Source organism: Pannonibacter sp. XCT-53 (assembly GCF_009915765.1).
Classification (GTDB): Bacteria; Pseudomonadota; Alphaproteobacteria; order Rhizobiales; family Stappiaceae; genus Pannonibacter; species Pannonibacter tanglangensis.
Window position 1 is genome coordinate 244,083 of the sequence record NZ_JAABLQ010000003.1, and the last position, 18,500, is coordinate 262,582.

The 18,500-nt window shown below is 67.9% G+C and carries 20 protein-coding genes; 17 read left to right on the top strand and 3 right to left on the bottom strand.

Going from position 1 to position 18,500, the window contains the following annotated elements:
- Positions 1 to 25: 25 nt before the first annotated feature.
- On the bottom strand, positions 26 to 979 hold the full coding sequence (locus GWI72_RS18155) for an urease accessory protein UreD (protein WP_209000173.1): 954 nt from the start codon (positions 977 to 979) through the stop codon (positions 26 to 28).
- 363 nt (positions 980 to 1,342) lie between these two features.
- Between GWI72_RS18155 and GWI72_RS18160 the strand changes: the two genes are divergently transcribed.
- Together GWI72_RS18160 and GWI72_RS18165 are read left to right on the top strand one after the other, a co-directional pair.
- Positions 1,343 to 2,734, top strand: coding sequence for a serine hydrolase (locus GWI72_RS18160; RefSeq protein ID WP_161709562.1), 1,392 nt, complete (start codon positions 1,343 to 1,345; stop codon positions 2,732 to 2,734).
- A gap of 33 nt (positions 2,735 to 2,767) precedes the next feature.
- On the top strand, positions 2,768 to 4,075 hold the full coding sequence (locus GWI72_RS18165; RefSeq protein ID WP_161709563.1) for a CobW family GTP-binding protein: 1,308 nt from the start codon (positions 2,768 to 2,770) through the stop codon (positions 4,073 to 4,075).
- A 4-nt stretch (positions 4,076 to 4,079) separates the two neighbouring features.
- Here GWI72_RS18165 and tesB read toward each other — a convergent pair whose 3' ends face one another.
- Entirely contained in the window at positions 4,080 to 4,943 is an 864-nt protein-coding gene (gene tesB / locus GWI72_RS18170; RefSeq protein ID WP_161709564.1) for an acyl-CoA thioesterase II, read from the bottom strand.
- A gap of 199 nt (positions 4,944 to 5,142) precedes the next feature.
- On the opposite strand from tesB, the gene GWI72_RS18175 reads away from it, so the two are divergent.
- From GWI72_RS18175 to GWI72_RS18230, 12 genes are all read left to right on the top strand, one after another.
- The gene (locus GWI72_RS18175) at positions 5,143 to 6,387 is read left to right on the top strand and encodes a ubiquinone biosynthesis hydroxylase (protein ID WP_161677553.1); all 1,245 of its coding nucleotides are present in this window, start codon (positions 5,143 to 5,145) and stop codon (positions 6,385 to 6,387) included.
- Positions 6,388 to 6,442: 55 nt separating this feature from the next.
- Complete coding sequence (locus GWI72_RS18180) at positions 6,443 to 7,321, top strand: SDR family oxidoreductase (protein WP_161709565.1); 879 nt, start codon at positions 6,443 to 6,445, stop codon at positions 7,319 to 7,321.
- Positions 7,322 to 7,421: 100 nt separating this feature from the next.
- Positions 7,422 to 7,619, top strand: a complete 198-nt coding sequence (locus GWI72_RS18185) for a twin transmembrane helix small protein (protein WP_161677551.1) — start codon at positions 7,422 to 7,424, stop codon at positions 7,617 to 7,619.
- A gap of 90 nt (positions 7,620 to 7,709) precedes the next feature.
- On the top strand, positions 7,710 to 8,285 hold the full coding sequence (locus tag GWI72_RS18190) for a cob(I)yrinic acid a,c-diamide adenosyltransferase (protein ID WP_161677550.1): 576 nt from the start codon (positions 7,710 to 7,712) through the stop codon (positions 8,283 to 8,285).
- A gap of 31 nt (positions 8,286 to 8,316) precedes the next feature.
- Positions 8,317 to 9,021 carry a rhomboid family intramembrane serine protease gene (locus GWI72_RS18195; RefSeq protein ID WP_161709566.1) on the top strand — a complete coding sequence of 235 codons (705 nt, stop codon included), beginning with the start codon at positions 8,317 to 8,319 and terminating at the stop codon, positions 9,019 to 9,021.
- Positions 9,022 to 9,237: 216 nt separating this feature from the next.
- Entirely contained in the window at positions 9,238 to 9,987 is a 750-nt protein-coding gene (locus GWI72_RS18200) for an electron transfer flavoprotein subunit beta/FixA family protein (RefSeq protein WP_161677548.1), read from the top strand.
- Between the two features lie 27 nt (positions 9,988 to 10,014).
- Positions 10,015 to 10,953, top strand: a complete 939-nt coding sequence (locus tag GWI72_RS18205) for an electron transfer flavoprotein subunit alpha/FixB family protein (RefSeq protein ID WP_161677547.1) — start codon at positions 10,015 to 10,017, stop codon at positions 10,951 to 10,953.
- Between the two features lie 239 nt (positions 10,954 to 11,192).
- Positions 11,193 to 12,074, top strand: a complete 882-nt coding sequence (locus GWI72_RS18210; protein ID WP_161677546.1) for a 3-hydroxybutyryl-CoA dehydrogenase — start codon at positions 11,193 to 11,195, stop codon at positions 12,072 to 12,074.
- A 21-nt stretch (positions 12,075 to 12,095) separates the two neighbouring features.
- Positions 12,096 to 13,604, top strand: coding sequence for a class I adenylate-forming enzyme family protein (locus GWI72_RS18215; protein ID WP_161709567.1), 1,509 nt, complete (start codon positions 12,096 to 12,098; stop codon positions 13,602 to 13,604).
- 57 nt (positions 13,605 to 13,661) lie between these two features.
- Positions 13,662 to 13,859 carry a hypothetical protein gene (locus GWI72_RS18220; protein ID WP_161677544.1) on the top strand — a complete coding sequence of 66 codons (198 nt, stop codon included), beginning with the start codon at positions 13,662 to 13,664 and terminating at the stop codon, positions 13,857 to 13,859.
- Positions 13,860 to 14,127: 268 nt separating this feature from the next.
- Positions 14,128 to 14,367, top strand: a complete 240-nt coding sequence (locus GWI72_RS18225) for a hypothetical protein (RefSeq protein WP_161677543.1) — start codon at positions 14,128 to 14,130, stop codon at positions 14,365 to 14,367.
- 59 nt (positions 14,368 to 14,426) lie between these two features.
- Positions 14,427 to 14,630: a hypothetical protein gene (locus GWI72_RS18230; protein ID WP_161677542.1), complete on the top strand. Its 204-nt coding sequence runs from the start codon at positions 14,427 to 14,429 to the stop codon at positions 14,628 to 14,630.
- A gap of 69 nt (positions 14,631 to 14,699) precedes the next feature.
- On the opposite strand, the gene tlpA is transcribed toward GWI72_RS18230, so the two are convergent.
- Entirely contained in the window at positions 14,700 to 15,365 is a 666-nt protein-coding gene (gene tlpA / locus GWI72_RS18235) for a thiol:disulfide interchange protein TlpA (RefSeq protein ID WP_161677541.1), read from the bottom strand.
- 57 nt (positions 15,366 to 15,422) lie between these two features.
- Between tlpA and argH the strand changes: the two genes are divergently transcribed.
- From argH to lysA, 3 genes are all read left to right on the top strand, one after another.
- Entirely contained in the window at positions 15,423 to 16,808 is a 1,386-nt protein-coding gene (argH, locus tag GWI72_RS18240; RefSeq protein WP_161677540.1) for an argininosuccinate lyase, read from the top strand.
- A 126-nt stretch (positions 16,809 to 16,934) separates the two neighbouring features.
- Positions 16,935 to 17,168, top strand: a complete 234-nt coding sequence (lptM, locus tag GWI72_RS18245; protein ID WP_161677539.1) for an LPS translocon maturation chaperone LptM — start codon at positions 16,935 to 16,937, stop codon at positions 17,166 to 17,168.
- 37 nt (positions 17,169 to 17,205) lie between these two features.
- Positions 17,206 to 18,480, top strand: a complete 1,275-nt coding sequence (gene lysA / locus GWI72_RS18250) for a diaminopimelate decarboxylase (RefSeq protein WP_161677538.1) — start codon at positions 17,206 to 17,208, stop codon at positions 18,478 to 18,480.
- Positions 18,481 to 18,500 lie beyond the last annotated feature (20 nt).

An 18,500-nucleotide genomic window follows, 5' to 3' on the forward strand; every position in this document is an offset into this window, starting at 1 on the left:
GGTCTCCGTCTGTTCTTGTCATGGGTCAGCAATGCCAGACGCGGGGCAGGGGGCGCCCGCGATAGGCGTGAAGAAACTGCATCAGGCCGTCGCGCAGGACGCGGCTGCCGGAGCCGAGGAACCGGGCAAGAAGCCGGCCGTTCCAGGCACTGACGCCGGCGCGAAGCGGCAGGTCGGCGATCAGGGCCCGGGCAAGCGCCAGGTTGCCCTCTGCCTCCGGGCCGCAGTCGATGAAGGTCGCAAAGGCCCGGGCGCCGCCGAGCGTAGCGGCGGACTGAAGGCCGTCCGTCTGCGGACCGAAGCTGATCGTGTCGGCATAGACCAGGCGGCCGTCGCGGCGGATGGTCCAGGCATCCCGGAACGAGGTCGTGGCGACGGCTTCGCCCATGGCCTCGCGGCCCAGCACCACCATCTCCAGTCCCATGAAGCGGGCCGTGCCGGTCAGGTCCACCTGCAGGCTTCGGCGCAGGTGCGACCGGTCGAACAGCATGGTTTCTTGCGGCAGCCATTCCAGCGTCGCGCCGTCTCCGACCGTGACGCGGTTGCTCAGTTCGCCCGCCCCGCCGGGGCTGCGATAGGCGCGCTCCGCGGCCTGCGTCGTCACGACGGCGTGGCATCCGGTGCCGGCCTCGGCGGTGAAGGCGAGCCGGTCGCCGCCGGTGATGCCGCCGGCGGTGTTGAGCATCACCGCCACGGGGGTGCCGTCGTAGACCCGGGGGAGACGGATCTTGGCCGAGCCGGACTGGCCGAGCCGGTCCAGACCGGTCACGCCGGGACCGCTGCCGGCCTGTTGGTCGCGGCGCAGCACGAAGCGCACATGCGCCTCGCCGACCGCGCGCTGCAGGCGCGGCGACAGGGACGCAGCGGCGACCGGCCCGACCTCGACTCGTGTCGGGACCAGTGTCGGAGCAACTGACTGGGCCAGTGACGGGGCCAGTGTCGTGTCTCCTGCCGAAGGTGCCTGCGCGGTGCTCCTCACCCTGTCCGTGCTCCCGATTGTCCCGGATGGATCATGGGCCCCGGCCGGGCGTGCATGCAAGGGCCGTGTCATGTCCGTCGTACGTCGGGAGACCCTTAGCAAGCCCCGGGCCACGGCCGGTCGGGCGGGACCGCGGGCCGGGTGCAGGCGGGTGCAGCTGGCTCCCCTGCCTCAAGAACAGGCAGTCGCCGCCGTTTGAGGCATCCGCCGCCGGGCGTGCGGGACCTGCGGTCCGGCGTGTGTTCACGACCCCTTGTTGTGGGTCGGCCCGCTTAACCTTTGCATTCCTTAACCTCTATCGTTTATTGAATTTCGGGGTGTGGCCTCCGGGCCTTCGGGGCATTCTTTCTCGACGAGGGCATCGTGCTCGGTGGATTTGACAAGGCGCGTTCGCTGGGCCTTGCGGCCTTGGCTGGCCTCAGCGTTCTTTCGGCAACCCTGACCCCGGCGCGGGCGGACATCGGACCCTATCTGGTCATCGATGCGGCCACCGGTGCCGTGCTCGAGGAGCACGAGGCGACGCGGCAGTGGTATCCGGCCTCCCTCACCAAGATGATGACGGCCTATGTGGCCCTGCGCGCCGTGCGCGAGGGGCGCCTTACCTTCCAGTCCCCAGTCGTTCAGTCTGCCAATTCCCTCGCCCAGCCGCCCAGCAAGATGGGTTTCAAGGCCGGCACCCAGATGACGCTGCAGACCGCGCTGACCATGCTCATGGTCAAGTCGGCCAATGACGTTGCGGTCGCCATCGCGGAAGCCGTCGCGGGGTCGGAGCCCGCCTTCATCGACATGATGAACGCCGAGGCCCGCCGTCTCGGCATGCGGGATTCCATGTTCGTCAATCCGCACGGGCTGCCCGACAACCGGCAGATCTCCTCGGCGGCCGATCTGGCGCTGCTGGCCATGGCGCTGAAGCGGGATTTTCCCGAGGCACATCACTTCTACGCGCATCCCGGCATGAAGTTCGGCAAGAAGACCCTGCGCTCCGCCAACCGCGAGTTCCTGCAGCGGGTGCCTGGTGCTGACGGGCTGAAGACCGGCTACATCTGCAATTCGGGCTACAATGTCGCGGCCTCGGCGACGCGCAACGGCCGCACGGTGATCGCCATCGTGCTCGGTGCCGGATCGGGGCTGGAGCGCACCGCCTTCTCGCGCCAGGTCATCGACCGGGGCTTCCGCACCCGCGGCTCCGGCACCACGGTCACCATGTTGCCGCGGGCGGGCACGCCGCCTCCGGCCGACGGCTACTGCAAGCGCAACCGCAAGCCCGGGCCCGAGGAAATCCTTGCCCGCTTCGACATGGCCAATCCGCAGAAGACGCGCTCCGCCGCCATGGCGCTGAGCAATCTTGATGACAACCGGCCGGTGCTGCCCGGCGCGCCCCAGCAGGGCGGTGGCGAGCCCGGGGAGGACGGGGAGGATGTCCCGGCCGCCAAGGGCAAGGGCAAGGTCGACTGGAACATGATCCTCGACCGCACCGTCGGCGTCGAGCAGGTTGCCTATGCGCCCGTGACCGTCGCCATCGGCCTGCCCAAGGGCGCGCAGGCCGCTGCTGCCGCGCCGGTCGCTCCCGTGGCCCCGGCCGCTCCGGCCATGACCGAGGTTGCCGGTTCGCCGCAGGCGGGTGTCGGTCTGCCGCAGTCCAAGCCGCTGGACCTGCGCCCCGCCGGCATCGTGCCCGGCGCGGTTGCCGAACCGGCGCCCGGTGACATATTCCGGGCTCTGAACGCCCCGGCGACCCCGGCTCCCAAACCCTGAGGCCGGGCTCGTCGCCTGTCGAGGAACCACTGCATGTCCGTCGAACCGACCGCCGCGCAGCCGCGCGGACCGAAGCCGCCCATTCCGCTGTCGATCGTGACCGGCTTCCTCGGGGCCGGCAAGACGACCCTCCTGAACCGGATCCTCAAGGATCCCCTGATGGCGGACACGGCGGTGATCATCAACGAGTTCGGGGACATCGGGCTCGATCACCTGCTGGTCGACCGGGCCGATGACGGGGTGCTCGAGCTGTCCTCGGGCTGCCTCTGCTGCACCATTCGCGGCGATCTGATCAACACGCTGGAAGACCTGTTGCGGCGGCTGGACAACGGCCGGATGGAGAAGCTCGCCCGCGTGGTGATCGAGACCACCGGTCTGGCCGATCCGGCACCGATCCTGCACACGGTGATGCTGCATCCCTACCTGATGCTGCGCTACCGTCTCGACAGCGTGGTCACGCTGGTGGATGCGGTGAACGGCATGTCGACGCTGGACGAGCATGTCGAATCGGTGCGCCAGGCCGCCGTGGCCGACCGCCTCGTCCTGACCAAGACCGATCTTCTCGCCGGTGCCGAGGGGCAGGCCGCGCTTGCCGCGCTGCAGGCCCGGCTGCGCAGCCTCAATCCCGGTGCGCCGCAGCTGCTGGCGTCGCAGGGCGAGGCCGACGCGGCCCGGCTCTTCAACGCCGGGCTCTATGATCCGGCCAGCAAGATCCCCGATGTCGCCCGCTGGCTCAACGCCGAGGCCTACGAGCCGAAGCCGGCCCATGGCCATGCGCATGGCCACGATCACCATCACCATCACGATCACGGCAAGGGGCACGGGCATGCGCATGGTCACCACGATCATGATCATGACCATGACCATGACCACCACGGTCATGCGCATCACGGCCACCATGACCATCACCATCATGGGCATGACCATGATCACGGGCACCACCCTCATGACGTGAACCGTCACGACGACAAGATCCGGGCCTTCACGCTTGCAGCCAGCCGTCCGGTGCCGGCGGCGGCGCTGGAGATGTTCATCGACCTGCTGCGCTCGGCGCACGGGCCGAAGCTCCTGCGCGTCAAGGGCATCATCCGCATCGCCGAGGACCCGGAGCGTCCGGTGGTCATCCACGGGGTGCAGCACGTGTTCCACCCGCCCGTCACCCTGCCGGCCTGGCCGGATGCGGACCGCCGGTCCCGGCTGGTCTTCATCACCTCCGACCTGCCGGAAGGGTTCGTCCGCCGCCTGTTCGACGCCTTTACCGGGGCGCTTCAGCCGGACACGCCGGACGCGCAGGCCATGACCTCCAATCCGCTGGCCATCTCGGGCTTCTCGCCGCGCTGACCTCTCAGCTGCGCTTCAGCCGGATCAGGCCCTCCTGGGCGGTCGAGGCGATCAGCTGTCCGTCGCGGCTGTACAGCGTGCCGCGGTTCATGCCGCGGCCGCCGGACGATGACGGGCTGTCGGTGGAGTAGAGCAGCCACTCGTCCGCCCGGAACGGGCGGTGGAACCACATGGAGTGGTCGAGGCTGGCCGGCTGGATGTCCGGGCTGAAGACCGACTTGCCATGCGGGAACAGCGAGGTGTCGAGCAGCGTCATGTCGGAGGCATAGGCCAGCACGCACTGGTGGATGCGCTGGTCATCCGGCAGCCGGCTGGTCGCCCGCACCCAGACATGCTGCGTCGGTTCCAGCTTCTTGGCGCTGAAGTAATGCGTCAGGTCGACCGGGCGCAGCTCGATCGGCCGTTCCCGTTCCCAGTACTTGCGCACGTTGTCCGGCGCCACCTGCAGGAACTTCTCCTTCAGGTCCTTCTCGCTCGGCAGATCCTCCGGCATCGGCACGTCCGGCATGTCGACCTGGTGCTCCAGCCCGTCCTCCAGGGTCTGGAACGATGCCGACATGGAGAAGATCGCCTGGCCATGCTGGATGGCGACGACACGCCGCGTGGTGAAGCTGCCGCCGTCGCGGATGCGGTCGACATCATAGATGATCGGCACCGCCGGATCGCCGGGCCGCAGGAAATAGCCGTGCAGCGAGTGGATGTGCCGGTCCTCGCTCACCGTGCGCGAGGCGGCCACCAGGGCCTGGCCGATGACCTGTCCGCCATAGACGCGCTGCCAGCCCACCTGGGGGCTGCGACCTCTGAACAGATTGTGTTCCAGCGGTTCGAGGTCGAGAATGGACAAAAGTGTCTCGATGGCCGTGTTCATCGCCGCAATCCTTGCTACATGCTTCGGGCAACAGTGGCCCGGCAGGGATGGTCCCGTGTGCCGGACCGGCCGGTCCGGGCACGTCGGCTCGACTTGGACGCGGGCGCGGGCCGCAAGTCAATGCTGTCCCAAGGGAAGGGGCAGCCCTATATGCGGACAGGGTCCGGGTCACATCCCGTGCCCCTGTCGGGTGAAGGAGATGAGCATGGGCGTGTCAGCAACGCAGGGCCAGCACTTCGATGTGGCCATTGCCGGGGGCGGCTATGTCGGCCTGTCGCTGGCGCTGGCGCTGAAACAGGCGGATCCGGCCATGGCCGTCGCGGTCATCGACCCCAAGCCGATGGACACGCTCGGCAAGGATCCGCGCGCCTCGGCGATTGCCGCCGCCGCGTCCCGGATGCTGGACCAGCTCGGCATCTGGAGCGAGATCCGCGGCCGTGCCCAGCCGATCAACGAGATGATCGTCACCGACAGCCGCCTGCGCGATGCGGTGCGGCCGGTCTATCTCACCTTTTCGGGTGACCGCGAGGCTGGCGAGCCCTTTGCCCACATGGTGCCGAACGGCGTCATGCTGCCGGCGCTGCATGCGGCCGCCAGCGGACTGGGCGTGGAGTTCATCGCGCCCGACACGGCCCGCGACTTCAGCATCGGGCCCGACCGGGTCACGGTTCACACCGGGTCCGGCGCCACGCTGACCGCATCCCTGCTGGTCGCCGCCGACGGCGTGAAGTCGCGCCTGCGGGACCTTGCGGGCATCCGCACGGTCCATTGGGCCTATGGCCAGTCGGGCATCGTCACCACCGTGCGGCACGAGCGGCCGCACAATGGCCGCGCCGAGGAACATTTCCTGCCCGCCGGCCCCTTCGCCATCCTGCCGCTGCCGGGCAACCGCTCGTCGCTCGTCTGGACCGAGCGCACGGCGGATGCCGATCGGCTGGTGCGCGGCGACGATTTCACCTTCGAGATCGAACTGGAGCGCCGTTTCGGCCTGCATCTCGGCAAGGTGGAGCTCGACGGGCCGCGCCATGCCTATCCGCTCGGGCTGACGCTGGCGCGCGCCTATGTGCGTCCCCGCTTCGCGCTCGCCGGTGACGCCGCGCACGGCATCCATCCCATCGCGGGCCAGGGGCTGAACATGGGCTTCAAGGATGTGGCGGCGCTGGCGGAGGTTCTGGTGACGGCCCGCCGCCTCGGCCAGGATGTCGGCGCCCTCGACGTGCTCGAGCGCTATCAGGCCTGGCGCCGTTTCGACGCCTTCCAGATGGGCGTGGTGACGGACGTGCTCAATCGCCTGTTCTCGAATGATATCGACATCCTGCGCGGAATCCGCGACCTTGGCCTCGGCCTTGTCGACCGGATGCCGCGCCTGAAGGCGGGGTTCATCCGGGAGGCCGCAGGCTTTGCCGGTCCGGCCCCCAGGCTGCTCGCCGGCGAGCCGATCTGACACGGGACCGGCCTCAGGCAAGGCTGATCCGAGACAAGGACCGAGACCCGCCGCAATGACGGATCTGCATGTACCGGCGACCGCCACCGGAGCCCGTTCCATCCTCATCACCGGCTGTTCCAGCGGCATCGGTGCCTCGGCGGCGCGGCTGCTGCGCGGCCGGAACTGGCGCGTCTTTCCCACCGCCCGCACCGACGCGGACGTGGCGGAGCTGAAGGCCCAGGGGTTCGAGGCCTTCCGGCTCGACTACGAGAACGAGGCCAGCATCCATGACGCGCTGGGCGAGGTGCTGGCGCGGTCCGGCGGACGGCTCGATGCCCTGTTCAACAACGGCGCCTATGCCGTGCCCTGTGCGCTGGAGGATCTGCCGACCGACGCCATGCGGCAGCTGTTCCAGGCCAATTTCTTCGGCTGGCACACGCTGACGCGGCAGGTCGTGCCGGTGATGCGTGCGCAAGGGGCGGGGCGCATCGTCCAGTGCTCGTCGATCCTGGGCTTCATCGCGATGAAGTACCGCGGTGCCTACACCGCATCGAAGTTTGCGCTCGAGGCCTATTCCGACACGTTGCGGCACGAGCTGGCCGGCACGGGCATCCATGTGGTCCTGATCGAGCCCGGTCCGATCGACACGCGGTTCACGGCCAATGCCATGGCGAATTTCCATCGCTGGATCGGCGCCGAGGGCCTGGCTGCCTCGGCGCACCGGGCTGCCTACGAGCGCCGGCTGAAGCGGATGGAGAACGGCGAGCCCGGGCGCTTCAAGCTGCCGCCGGAGGCGGTCGTCGACCAGCTGATCCAGGCGATCGAATCACCCCGGCCGAAGGCCCGCTATCGCACCACCGTGCCGACCAAGGTGATGACCGTGCTGAAGCGCCTGCTGTCGACGCGGGCGCTCGACCGGATGCTGATCAACGCGGCCGACAAGGAAGAATGACAGCGGGAACCGGCCTGTCCGACAGGTCCGCTGCCGCGTGTGCGGCGTAGGAAGCTTCTGCCGCGCCGGGGGGGCCGGGCGGCACCAGATTGGAACCATCATGGGCAATATCCTCTACAACCTGATCCCCTTCGCGCTTGGCGCCGTGGCGCTGGTGCTGTTCCTGGGGCTCTGGAACATGTTCCGCGGCGGCTCGGCCAACCGGTCGCAGCAACTGATGCGCTGGCGTGTCGGCCTGCAGTTCCTCGCCATCGTCCTGATCATGGGCACGCTCTATTTCCTTGGCCCGAAGCCCTGAAGGCAGGTCCCGTAACCTGGCCGGCGATCCCCGTGGTCGCGGCCCATCGCGCCGGCAGCGGTCTGCCGGGTGCACACAACGAGGCAAGCAATGGTCGTCCTCAACAAGATCTACACCAAGACCGGCGACAACGGCACGACGGCGCTCGGCTCCGGCGAGCGGCGCCCGAAGTATGACCTGCGCATCGAGGCTTACGGCACCGTGGACGAGACCAATTCGGTCGTCGGTCTGGTCCGTCTGGCGCTGGGCGAGACGGACCCGCAGGTCGATGCCATCCTGTCGCGGATCCAGAATGACCTGTTCGATCTCGGCGCCGATCTCGCCACGCCGGAAACGGGCCAGGATCTCGGCTATGAGCCGCTGCGCATCACCGATCACCAGGTGACGGCGATCGAGGAGGCGATCGACCTGCTCAATGCCGATCTCAAGCCGCTGCGTTCCTTCGTCCTGCCGGGCGGGACGCCGGCGGCCACCTACCTGCATCTTGCCCGCACCGTGTCGCGCCGGGCCGAGCGCCTGATGGTGGAGCTGGCCGACCGCGAGCAGGTCAATCCGGCGGCAACGCGCTACATGAACCGCCTGTCCGACTTCTTCTTCGTCGCCTCGCGGTATCTCAACGACAAGGGCGCGCTTGACGTTCTGTGGGTGCCGGGCAAAAACCGGTAAGGTCTGGCCCCACGACGGAGCAGCGGCGGGCATGTTCATTCCCCTTCACGATCATAACCCGCTGCGCCACGTGCTGCGTCCGTATGTCACATGGGGTCTGATCCTGACGAATGTCTTCGCCTATGTGGTGCTGCAGGGGGCCGGGGTCGGCGAGGTCTACGAGGCGAGCGCCTATTCCTACGGGCTCATTCCGTCCGTGCTCTTCGACCTGCGCGACCTGTCGCCCGAGCTGATGGCCGTGCCGGAGAATGCCACGCTCGTCACCTATGCCTTCCTGCATGCCGATTTCTGGCATCTGGCGGGAAACATGCTGTTCCTCTGGGTGTTCGGCGACAATGTCGAGGATGCCATGGGCCATGTGAAGTACCTCGCCTTCTACCTGCTCTCCGCGGCGGCTGGCGGCCTTGCCTATGCCCTCCTGTCACCCGGATCGGATGTGCCGCTCGTCGGCGCGTCCGGGGCTGTTTCCGGCATCGTTGCGGCCTATGTCATGCTGCATCCGCGCGTCCGTGTCTGGGTGCTGGTGCTCGGCCGCATCCCGCTGCCGATCCCGGCGCTCTGGGCCCTGGGGGCCTGGATCGCGTTGCAGTTCTTCAATCTCGTGACCGACAGCGACGGCCAGGTGGCCTGGTCGGCCCATGTCGGTGGGATTGTGGCGGGTGCCGTTCTCGTGATGGTCCTGCGCCGGCGGGGCGTGCGATTGTTCGACAGGGGCCTCACGACGGGCACCCGATGACCTGGCCAAAGGGATGATGCCGGTTCGTGCAATGCAGCAAATAGCTGACCCGACTTCCCTTGCGCCATCGTTGACACCTGACGTGCGGGTGATTACCGTCGCCCGCCATACGCAGAGTTTGGCTGAAACCCGCCGTTTTCCGTGCCGGTTCCTAAGCCGGCTTGAACCATTGATGCGGTGCGGCAGAAACGCCGTCCGAGCGGGAGGATAGAACCGATGAAGATCCTTGTGCCCGTGAAGCGGGTGATCGACTACAACGTGAAGGTCCGCGTGAAGCCGGATGGCTCGGGCGTTGATCTGGCCAACGTGAAGATGTCGATGAACCCCTTCGACGAAATCTCCGTCGAGGAGGCCCTGCGCCTGAAGGAAGCCGGCAAGGCCACCGAAGTGGTTGTCGTTTCCGTCGGGCCGACCCAGGCGACCGAAACCCTGCGCACCGCGCTGGCGATGGGGGCCGACCGCGGCATCCTCGTCAAGACCGATGCGACCACCGAGCCGCTCGCCGTTGCCAAGATCCTGAAGAAGGTCGTCGAGGCGGAGGCCCCGGGCCTCGTCATCGTCGGCAAGCAGGCGATCGACGACGACTGCAACCAGACCGGCCAGATGCTGGCCGCGCTGCTCGGCTGGGGCCAGGGCACCTTCGCCTCGAAGGTCGATCTTGCCGCCGACACCGTTGACGTCACCCGCGAGGTCGATGGCGGCCTGCAGACCGTCAAGCTGAAGCTGCCGGCCGTGGTGACCACGGACCTGCGCCTCAACGAGCCGCGCTATGCGTCGCTGCCGAACATCATGAAGGCCAAGAAGAAGCCGATCGACGAAAAGACCCCGGAAGAGCTTGGCGTGGACATCGCCCCGCGTCTGACGGTGCTGAAGACCGTCGAGCCGGCGTCGCGCCAGGCCGGCGTCAAGGTCGGCTCCGCCGCCGAACTGGTCGCCAAGCTGAAGAACGAGGCCGGCGTCCTCTGAGGGACCCGTCGCAGGAGGAACTGATCCATGACCACCCTTCTCGTGGCCGAACATGCCGGTGGCGCGCTCAATGACGCCACGGCAAAGGCCCTGACCGCTGCCGCCAGGCTCGGCGGTGATGTGCATGTGCTCGTCGCCGGCACCGGCGCCCGCGCCGCTGCCGCCGAAGCTGCCAGGCTGTCCGGCGTTGCCAAGGTTCTCGTGGCCGAAAGCGACGCGCTGGCGCATCAGCTTGCCGAGCCGATGGCCGACCTGATCGTCTCGCTCGCCGGCGGCTACTCCGCCATCGTCGCGCCGGCCACCGCCAACGGCAAGAACACCCTGCCGCGCGTTGCCGCCCTGCTCGACGTGATGCAGATCTCCGACGTCACCGCCGTGATCGACGCCGACACGTTCGAGCGTCCGATCTACGCCGGCAACGCCATCCAGACCGTCAAGTCCGGCGATGCCAAGAAGGTCCTGACCGTTCGCACGGCCTCCTTCGCGGCCGCCGCCCAGGGCGGTTCGGCCGCCATCGAGGACGTCGCTGCCGGCGCGGCTGCCGGCCTGTCGTCCTTCGTCGGCGAGGAGCTGTCCAAGTCCGACCGCCCCGAGCTGGCTTCGGCCAAGATCATCATTTCCGGTGGTCGCGCGCTCGGGTCTGCCGAGAAGTTCCAGGAGGTCATCCTGCCGGTGGCGGATGCGCTGGGTGCAGCCGTTGGCGCCTCCCGCGCCGCCGTCGATGCCGGCTATGCCCCGAACGACTGGCAGGTGGGCCAGACCGGCAAGGTCGTCGCCCCGCAGCTTTACATCGCCTGCGGCATTTCCGGTGCGATCCAGCATCTGGCCGGCATGAAGGATTCCAAGGTCATCGTCGCCATCAACAAGGACGAGGAAGCCCCGATCTTCCAGGTGGCGGACTATGGCCTCGTCGGCGACCTGTTCGACATCCTGCCACAGCTCAAGTCCGAGCTGGAAAAGGCCTGATCACGCGTCTGCGCCCGCGGCCCCGGGGTCGCGGGTGTTTTTGCCTGCGGGGGCCGGATCCGGCGCATCTGCCACGGGCCTGACACAGGTTTTCATGAAAACTCCGGGGCGGGCAGCTTTTCCGCCCGGAGTTCTTGCCGCGACGCGCCAGTCTTGTAAAGAATAGCGCGGTTCGAGTGGGGGTCCGCCAGCGGCCGTTGCCCGAGTCACCGTGGCCTGCAACAGAATCGGATTGAACGATGGTGGTCGAGATCAAGAAAGTCGGTGTGATCGGATCGGGCCAGATGGGCAGCGGCATCGCCCATGTGTGCGCCCTCGCAGGGTACCAGGTTCTGCTCAACGACCTGTCCCGGGACCGGATCGAGTCCGGCCTTGCCTCGATCAATGGCAACATGGCGCGGCAGGTCAGCAAGGGGCAGATCGCCGAGGACGAACGCTCCGCCGCTCTCGACCGGATTTCCGGTGCCGAGAACCTCGACATGCTGGCCGACGTGGATCTTGTCATCGAATCGGCCACCGAGAACGAGCAGGTGAAGCGCAAGATCTTCGCCCAGCTCTGCCCCGTGCTGAAGCCGGAGGCGATGCTGGCGACCAACACCTCGTCGATCTCGATCACGCGTCTGGCCGCCACCACCGACCGGCCGGAACGCTTCATCGGCATCCACTTCATGAACCCGGTTCCGGTGATGGAACTGGTCGAGCTGGTGCGCGGCATCGCCACCGAGGACGAGACCTTCGAGGCTGCCAAGGGCTTCGTCGCCCGCATCGGCAAGACGGTTGCCGTGGCCGAGGACTTCCCGGCCTTCATGGTCAACCGCATCCTGCTGCCGATGATCAACGAGGCGATCTACACCCTGTACGAGGGCGTCGGCTCGGTCGAGGCCATCGACACCGCCATGCGTCTGGGTGCCAACCACCCGATGGGCCCGCTGCAGCTGGCCGATTTCATCGGTCTGGACACCTGCCTGTCGATCATGCAGGTCCTCTATGAGGGGCTGGCCGACAGCAAGTACCGTCCGTGCCCGCTGCTGGTGAAATACGTCGAGGCCGGCTGGCTCGGTCGCAAGACCCGCCGTGGCTTCTACGACTATCGCGGTGACACGCCCGTTCCGACCCGCTGACGCGGCGCGGACACCGGGCGCATGAACCTCACCCACTACTGCCTGTCCAACGCCGCGCCCGCTCCGGGTGACGTGGCGCTGGAGCTGGTGGGGCCCGGGGGCGCCGCTCTCAAGACCTGGACCTATGGCCGCCTGGAAGACACGATCCTGCGTGTCGCCGGCGGCCTTCGTCGTCTTGGCCTGTCGCAGGGCGACCGCATCCTGGTGCGCATCGGCCATTCCTGCGATTTTCCGCTCGTCTTCTTCGGCGCCATGGCCGGCGGTTTCGTGCCGGTGCCAAGCTCGTCCCTGCTGACCCCTGCCGAATGCGACCTGATCCTGGCCGACAGTGGCGCGGTGCTCGTCGTCCATGACGGGGCGACGGCGCTGCCGGCTGACCGGCCGGGCGTCCGCTTCCTTGGTCCGGACGGGCTGGCGGCGCTGCGGCAGGGGCCGCCTGCGGCCTATGCGCAGACGGGGGCGGAGGATCCCGCCTTCCTGATCTACACGTCCGGCACCTCGGGCTATCCGAAGGGCGTGCTGCACGCCCACCGCGCCGCGCGCGGGCGCCGGCCGATGGACCGGGGCTGGTATGGCCTGCAGCGGCAGGACCGCCTGCTGCATGCCGGGGCCTTCAACTGGACCTACACGCTGGGTGTGGGTCTGATGGACCCCTGGGCCAACGGGGCCACCAGTCTTGTCTATGACGGGCCGCGTGACCCGCAGGTCTGGCCGGATGTGCTGGCCGGCAGCCGCGCGACCCTGTTTGCCGCCGTTCCGAGCCTCTACCGGCGCATCCTCAAGTATGGCGAGGTCACGCCGGCGGCCTTTCCGGCGCTGCGTCACGGGCTCACGGCCGGCGAGGCCTTGCCGGCCGCGCTGCACGGCGAGTGGCTGAGGCGCAGCGGCCGTCCGCTCTACGAGGCGCTCGGCATGAGCGAGATTTCAACCTATGTCTCGAGCGGTCCCGAGGTCTCCACCCGGCCGGGCAGTCCCGGCAAGCCGCAGGCCGGCCGCCGCGTCGCCGTGCTGGCGGAGGACGGGGAGGGGAGTGCGCCGCTGCCGCCCGGGTCGACCGGCCTGCTGGCGGTGCACCGCTCCGACCCGGGGCTGATGCTGGGCTATTTCGGTCGGCCGGCCGAGACGGCGGCGGCGTTCCGTGGCGACTGGTTCCTGACCGGCGACCGGGCCCGCTTCGACGCGGAGGGCTATCTCTGGTACGAGGGCCGGGCCGATGACGTCATGAACGCCTTCGGCTACCGCGTGGCGCCCGAGGAGGTCGAACGGGTTCTCGCAGCCCATCCGGCGGTTGCCGAGGTTGCGGTGACCACGGTCCGGCCGGCGTCTGACGCATCTGCCGGAACCGGGGTCGAGCTGATTGCCGCCTTCGTTGTGCTGCGCGACGGCATGACCGTCGGCGAAGCGGAGCTCGCCGACCATGCCGCGCGCGGGCTGGCCGAGTACAAGCGGCCGAAGCTCTGGCGCCTCGTCGCCGAGCTGCCCCGCACGGCCTCCGGCAAGATCCAGCGGCGGCGCCTGCAAGACAGTTAACCGGATGTTAACCTGGCCGGGTGAAATTGAGGCAACTCGCAACCACCCGGTGGTCCCATGGACAGCGTATCGATTGCAACCTCGCTCGTGTCGGCCCAGCAGGCCCAGACCCGCGACCAGTTGCAGACCAAGATGACCAAGATGGCGCTCCAGTCCGACCAGGCCATCGTCGCCCTGCTCGACCAGGCGGCCCAGAGCGGCGCTGCCCGCTCCGCGCCGGCCGGCATGGGCGGCGCCGTCGACGTCACGGTCTGACCGTTTCCCAGATCCCCCGCTGCCCGACCCTCGCTGGGCAGCCCCTTGAACCCGCGCTCCCGGCGCGGGTTTTTTGTTTGTCCGCTCGCGTCTGCCGCTGCGGCATGACTTCAATTTTTAATCAAATGATCGACGAATTTTACTTCGCACCTTTCCATATTGATTTCTGCATTTTTTGAAACTTCCCCGCGTTTACACATTTCAACTGTCAGCGTCTTATCTTCTTCCTGTGATCTTCCGGAACTTTGCCACGGAAAGGGGGCCAGACATGGGGGAAATCACGACCTATCGCACCGGCGCTCCCGCGGCGCGCGACATGGACATGGCGCTGTCCGAGCGGCGCAACGCACGCCTTGCCGAGATGAACGAGAACCGTGCGGCCGCCCAGGCCGATGCCGTCCGGCAGCAGGCCGAGCTGAAGGCCAACCGCGCCGAGGAACTGTCCCGCAATGCCGAGCGGATCGCCACCCAGGGCGGGCTCGGCCGGCGGGTTGACGTGTCGGTCTGACCGGCCACACCGGATCCGTCCAGCCGACGGCATCCGGCCTTTGATGAAAGGACGCAAGCATGACAGCCATTTCCGGAACCTCGGCCGCCGACTATTCCGTCGCGACCCGCCGGGCAGAAGTGGAAGCCAAGGTCCAGCGCAACGAGGAGGTGGAAACCCGCCGCACGGCGGATTTCGAGCGGGCGCAGCCGCCGGCCGAGGCCGAGCGGCGCGAGGCCCGCAAGATCCCCGGTCTCGGCAACGCGGTCGACATCAGCGTCTGAGCCGACCGGCGAGGCCGTGCCGTCCCCGGGGCCGGCCGTCAGGTCCGCCTTTCCGTCCGCGGGTGCCGTTTACCGCGTCGGGGCCGCTGCCATGCTGGCGCGGATCAGTGCCTTGGCCTCCGGCGAGTCCCACTCGGCCGGGCCATACATCGTGCCCACCTCGCAGCCCTCGGGGCTGATCAGGATCGTCGTCGGTAGTCCCGTGGCCCGCGCCTTGGCGCGCAGGTCATGGAACACCCGGTTGGTCTCGTCCGAGTAATAGGCGAGCTTGCTGACGCCGATCTCCTGCAGGAAGGCCTGCGGCTTGTCCGGGCCGCCCCGATCCAGGTTGATCGCCACCACCTCGAAGGCGTCGCTGCCGAGTTCGGCCTGCAGCCGGTCGAGAGCCGGCATTTCCTTTCGGCACGGGGCGCACCAGGTCGCCCAGAGATTGACGAGGATGGTCCGGCCCTCGAAGGCGTCGATCGTCGTCGGGCTGCCGTCCGGTGCCTTGAACCCCAGCTCGGCAAGAGCAAGCGGCTTCTGCGCCGGCAGGAAGGCTGCCACCTCGCCGGTGGCCAGCGGTTTCGTAGCGGCAGCAGAGGCCAGCGCGCCGGCGCAGCTTTCGCCGGATGGCGAGTTGCCACCGGGCACGCCAATCACGTATACCGCCCCGATGGCGGCCAGAATTCCGGCAAGACCGGCAAGCACGACAGGCTTGCGGGGGATGCGCTGCGGATCTTTCGGCGTCGTCATGTCGTCAATACCTGCCAAGAGCACCTCGTCCTGGGGCGTCTACCAAGGGGCAATCCAATGAGCAACCGCATGTGGGGCGGCCGGTTCGCCGAAGGTCCGGACGCGATCATGGAAGAGATCAACGCGTCCATCGGCTTCGACCAGAAGCTATATAGACAGGACATCGAGGGTTCCAAAGCCCACGTCCGCATGCTGGCCGCGCAACAGATCGTCGCGGGCGAGGACGCCGAGAAGATCGCCGCCGGTCTCGACACCATCCTTGCCGAGATCGAGAGCGGCACCTTCACCTTCTCGCGCGCGCTGGAAGACATTCACATGAATGTCGAGGCGCGCCTTGCCGAGCTGATCGGTGCGCCGGCTGGCCGGCTGCACACCGCCCGCTCGCGCAACGACCAGGTTGCCACCGACTTCCGCCTCTGGGTGCGCGACACGCTGGACACGCTGGACGGTCAGCTGGCCGAGCTGCTGGTGGCGCTGGCCGAGAAGGCCGAGGCCCATGCCGGTGACGTGATGCCGGGCTTCACGCACCTGCAGTCGGCCCAGCCGGTCACCTTCGGCCACCACATGATGGCCTATGTCGAGATGTTTGCCCGCGACCGCAGCCGTTTCGCCGATGCCCGCAAGCGCATGAACGAATGCCCGCTCGGGTCTGCCGCGCTCGCCGGCACCTCCTTCCCGATTGACCGGATGATGACGGCGCGCGCGCTTGGCTTCGACCGGCCGATGGCCAATTCGCTCGACGGCGTGTCCGACCGCGACTTCGTCATCGAGGCGCTGGCGGCTGCGTCGATCTGCTCGATGCACCTGTCGCGCTTTGCCGAGGAGATCGTGCTCTGGTGCTCGGCGCAGTTCGGCTTCATCAAGCTGTCGGACAAGTTCTCCACCGGCTCCTCGATCATGCCGCAGAAGAAGAACCCGGATGCGGCCGAGCTGGTGCGTGCCAAGACGGGCCGCATCTACGGGGGCATGATGGCGCTGCTGGTGATGATGAAGGGCCTGCCGCTCGCCTATTCCAAGGACATGCAGGAAGACAAGGAACAGGCCTTCGATGCCCTGCCGTCCCTGTCGCTGGCCCTTGCTGCCATGACCGGCATGGTGCGGGACATGGACCCGCAGGTGAAGCGCCTGAAGAAGGCGGCCGGGTCCGGCTATGCCACCGCAACCGATCTCGCCGACTGGCTCGTGCGTGTGCTCGGCATGCCCTTCCGCGATGCCCACCACGTGACCGGCAAGATCGTCGGCTATGCCGTCACCGAGGGCGTCGAGCTGGACAAGGTGCCGCTGGCGGTCATGCAGGAGATCGAGCCGCGCATCACGCGCGAGGTGTATTCGGTGCTGTCCGTCGACAAGTCGGTGAAGAGCCGCGTCAGCTACGGCGGAACCGCGCCGGCCAACGTGCGCAAGCAGGCGCGCCGCTGGCTGAAGACCCTCGGCAAGGGCTGAGGGGAGAGGGCGCCGCCCGGGCCCGTCCCGGGCGGGGTCCACGGCACAGGCCGCATCCGCCCTTGCCCGAAACCGTGGCTCATGCGAGGAGAGAGCAGCCGCGCCGCGAACAGGGGTTCTGCCGGAATGAAACTGTCCAATCGTCACAAGGCCAACCGTCATCTGGCCACGCTGGCCCTCGGTCTGTGCGTCGCGCTCGCTGTGGCGGGTTGCGGGCGTCGCGGGCCGCTCGAGGCGCCGTCTGCGGCCGCCGGCCCCGTGGCGGCAGCCACGCCGGCCGTTTCGGCTCCGGCCGGCACCGCAACCGCCGAGGCCAGGCCGATGACCGACCGCTTCTTCCTCGACGCGCTCATCCAGTAACCAGTCCGATCGGGGCTGCCAGTCCGGGGTTTCCGCCGTGCATCACTTTGCCTTCAGGGACGGCATCCTGCATGCCGAGGACGTCAATGTCGCCGCCATCGCGCGGTCGGTCGGAACGCCGTTCTACTGCTACTCCACGGCGACGCTGACCCGGCATTTCAACGTCTTCTCCTCGGCCTTCGGCGACATTCCCGCGCTGGTCTGCTACGCGATGAAGGCCAACTCGAACCAGGCCGTCCTGACCACGCTGGCACGCCTTGGCGCGGGCATGGATGTCGTGTCGGAGGGCGAGCTGCGCCGCGCGCGCGCGGCCGGTGTTCCCGGTGAGCGGATCATGTTCTCCGGTGTCGGCAAGACCCGTGCCGAGCAGGCTCTGGGGCTGTCCGAGGACATCCTGTGCTTCAACGTCGAATCGGAGCCGGAACTGGTCCAGCTCTCGGCCGTGGCCCAGGCCATGGGCAAGACGGCCCGCGTCTCCATCCGCATCAACCCGGATGTCGATGCCAAGACCCATGCCAAGATCTCGACCGGCAAGTCCGAGAACAAGTTCGGCATTCCGTGGAAGCGGGCGCGGGAGGTCTATGCCGAGGCGGCGAAGCTTCCGAACATCGCGGTGACCGGCATCGACATGCACATCGGCTCCCAGATCACCGAACTGGCGCCCTTCGACGCGGCCTTTTCGCGGCTGGGCGAGCTGATCCGTGACCTGCGCGCCGACGGCCACCACATCGAGCATGTCGATCTCGGCGGCGGCCTCGGCATTCCCTATGTCACCAACAATACGCCGCCGCCCCATCCCGATGCCTATGCGGATGTGGTCAAGCGGCACGTGCGCGAGCTGGATTGCCGGATCATCTTCGAGCCGGGTCGCCTGATTGCCGGCAATGCCGGCATCCTCGTGACCGAGGTCGTCTACGTGAAGCAAGGCGAGGGCAAGACCTTCGTCATCGTCGACGCGGCCATGAACGACCTGATCCGTCCGACGCTCTACGAGGCCCATCACGAGGTTGGTCCGGTTGTCGAGCCGGCGCCCGACGCGCCGCGAATCGTTGCCGATGTGGTCGGTCCGGTCTGCGAAACCGGTGACTATCTCGCCCTGTCGCGGGAGATCCCGGCCGTGCAGGCCGGCGACCTGATGGCGGTCTACTCTGCCGGAGCCTATGGCGCCGTGCAGGCCGGGACCTACAACACGCGCCGTCTGATCCCGGAAGTCCTTGTAAACGGGCCGGATTATGCGGTCGTGCGGCCGCGCCCGAGCTATGATGACCTCATCGGTCTGGACCGTCTGCCGGGCTGGCTCTCCAAAGAGTGACCGGCTGCGCCGTGCTTTGT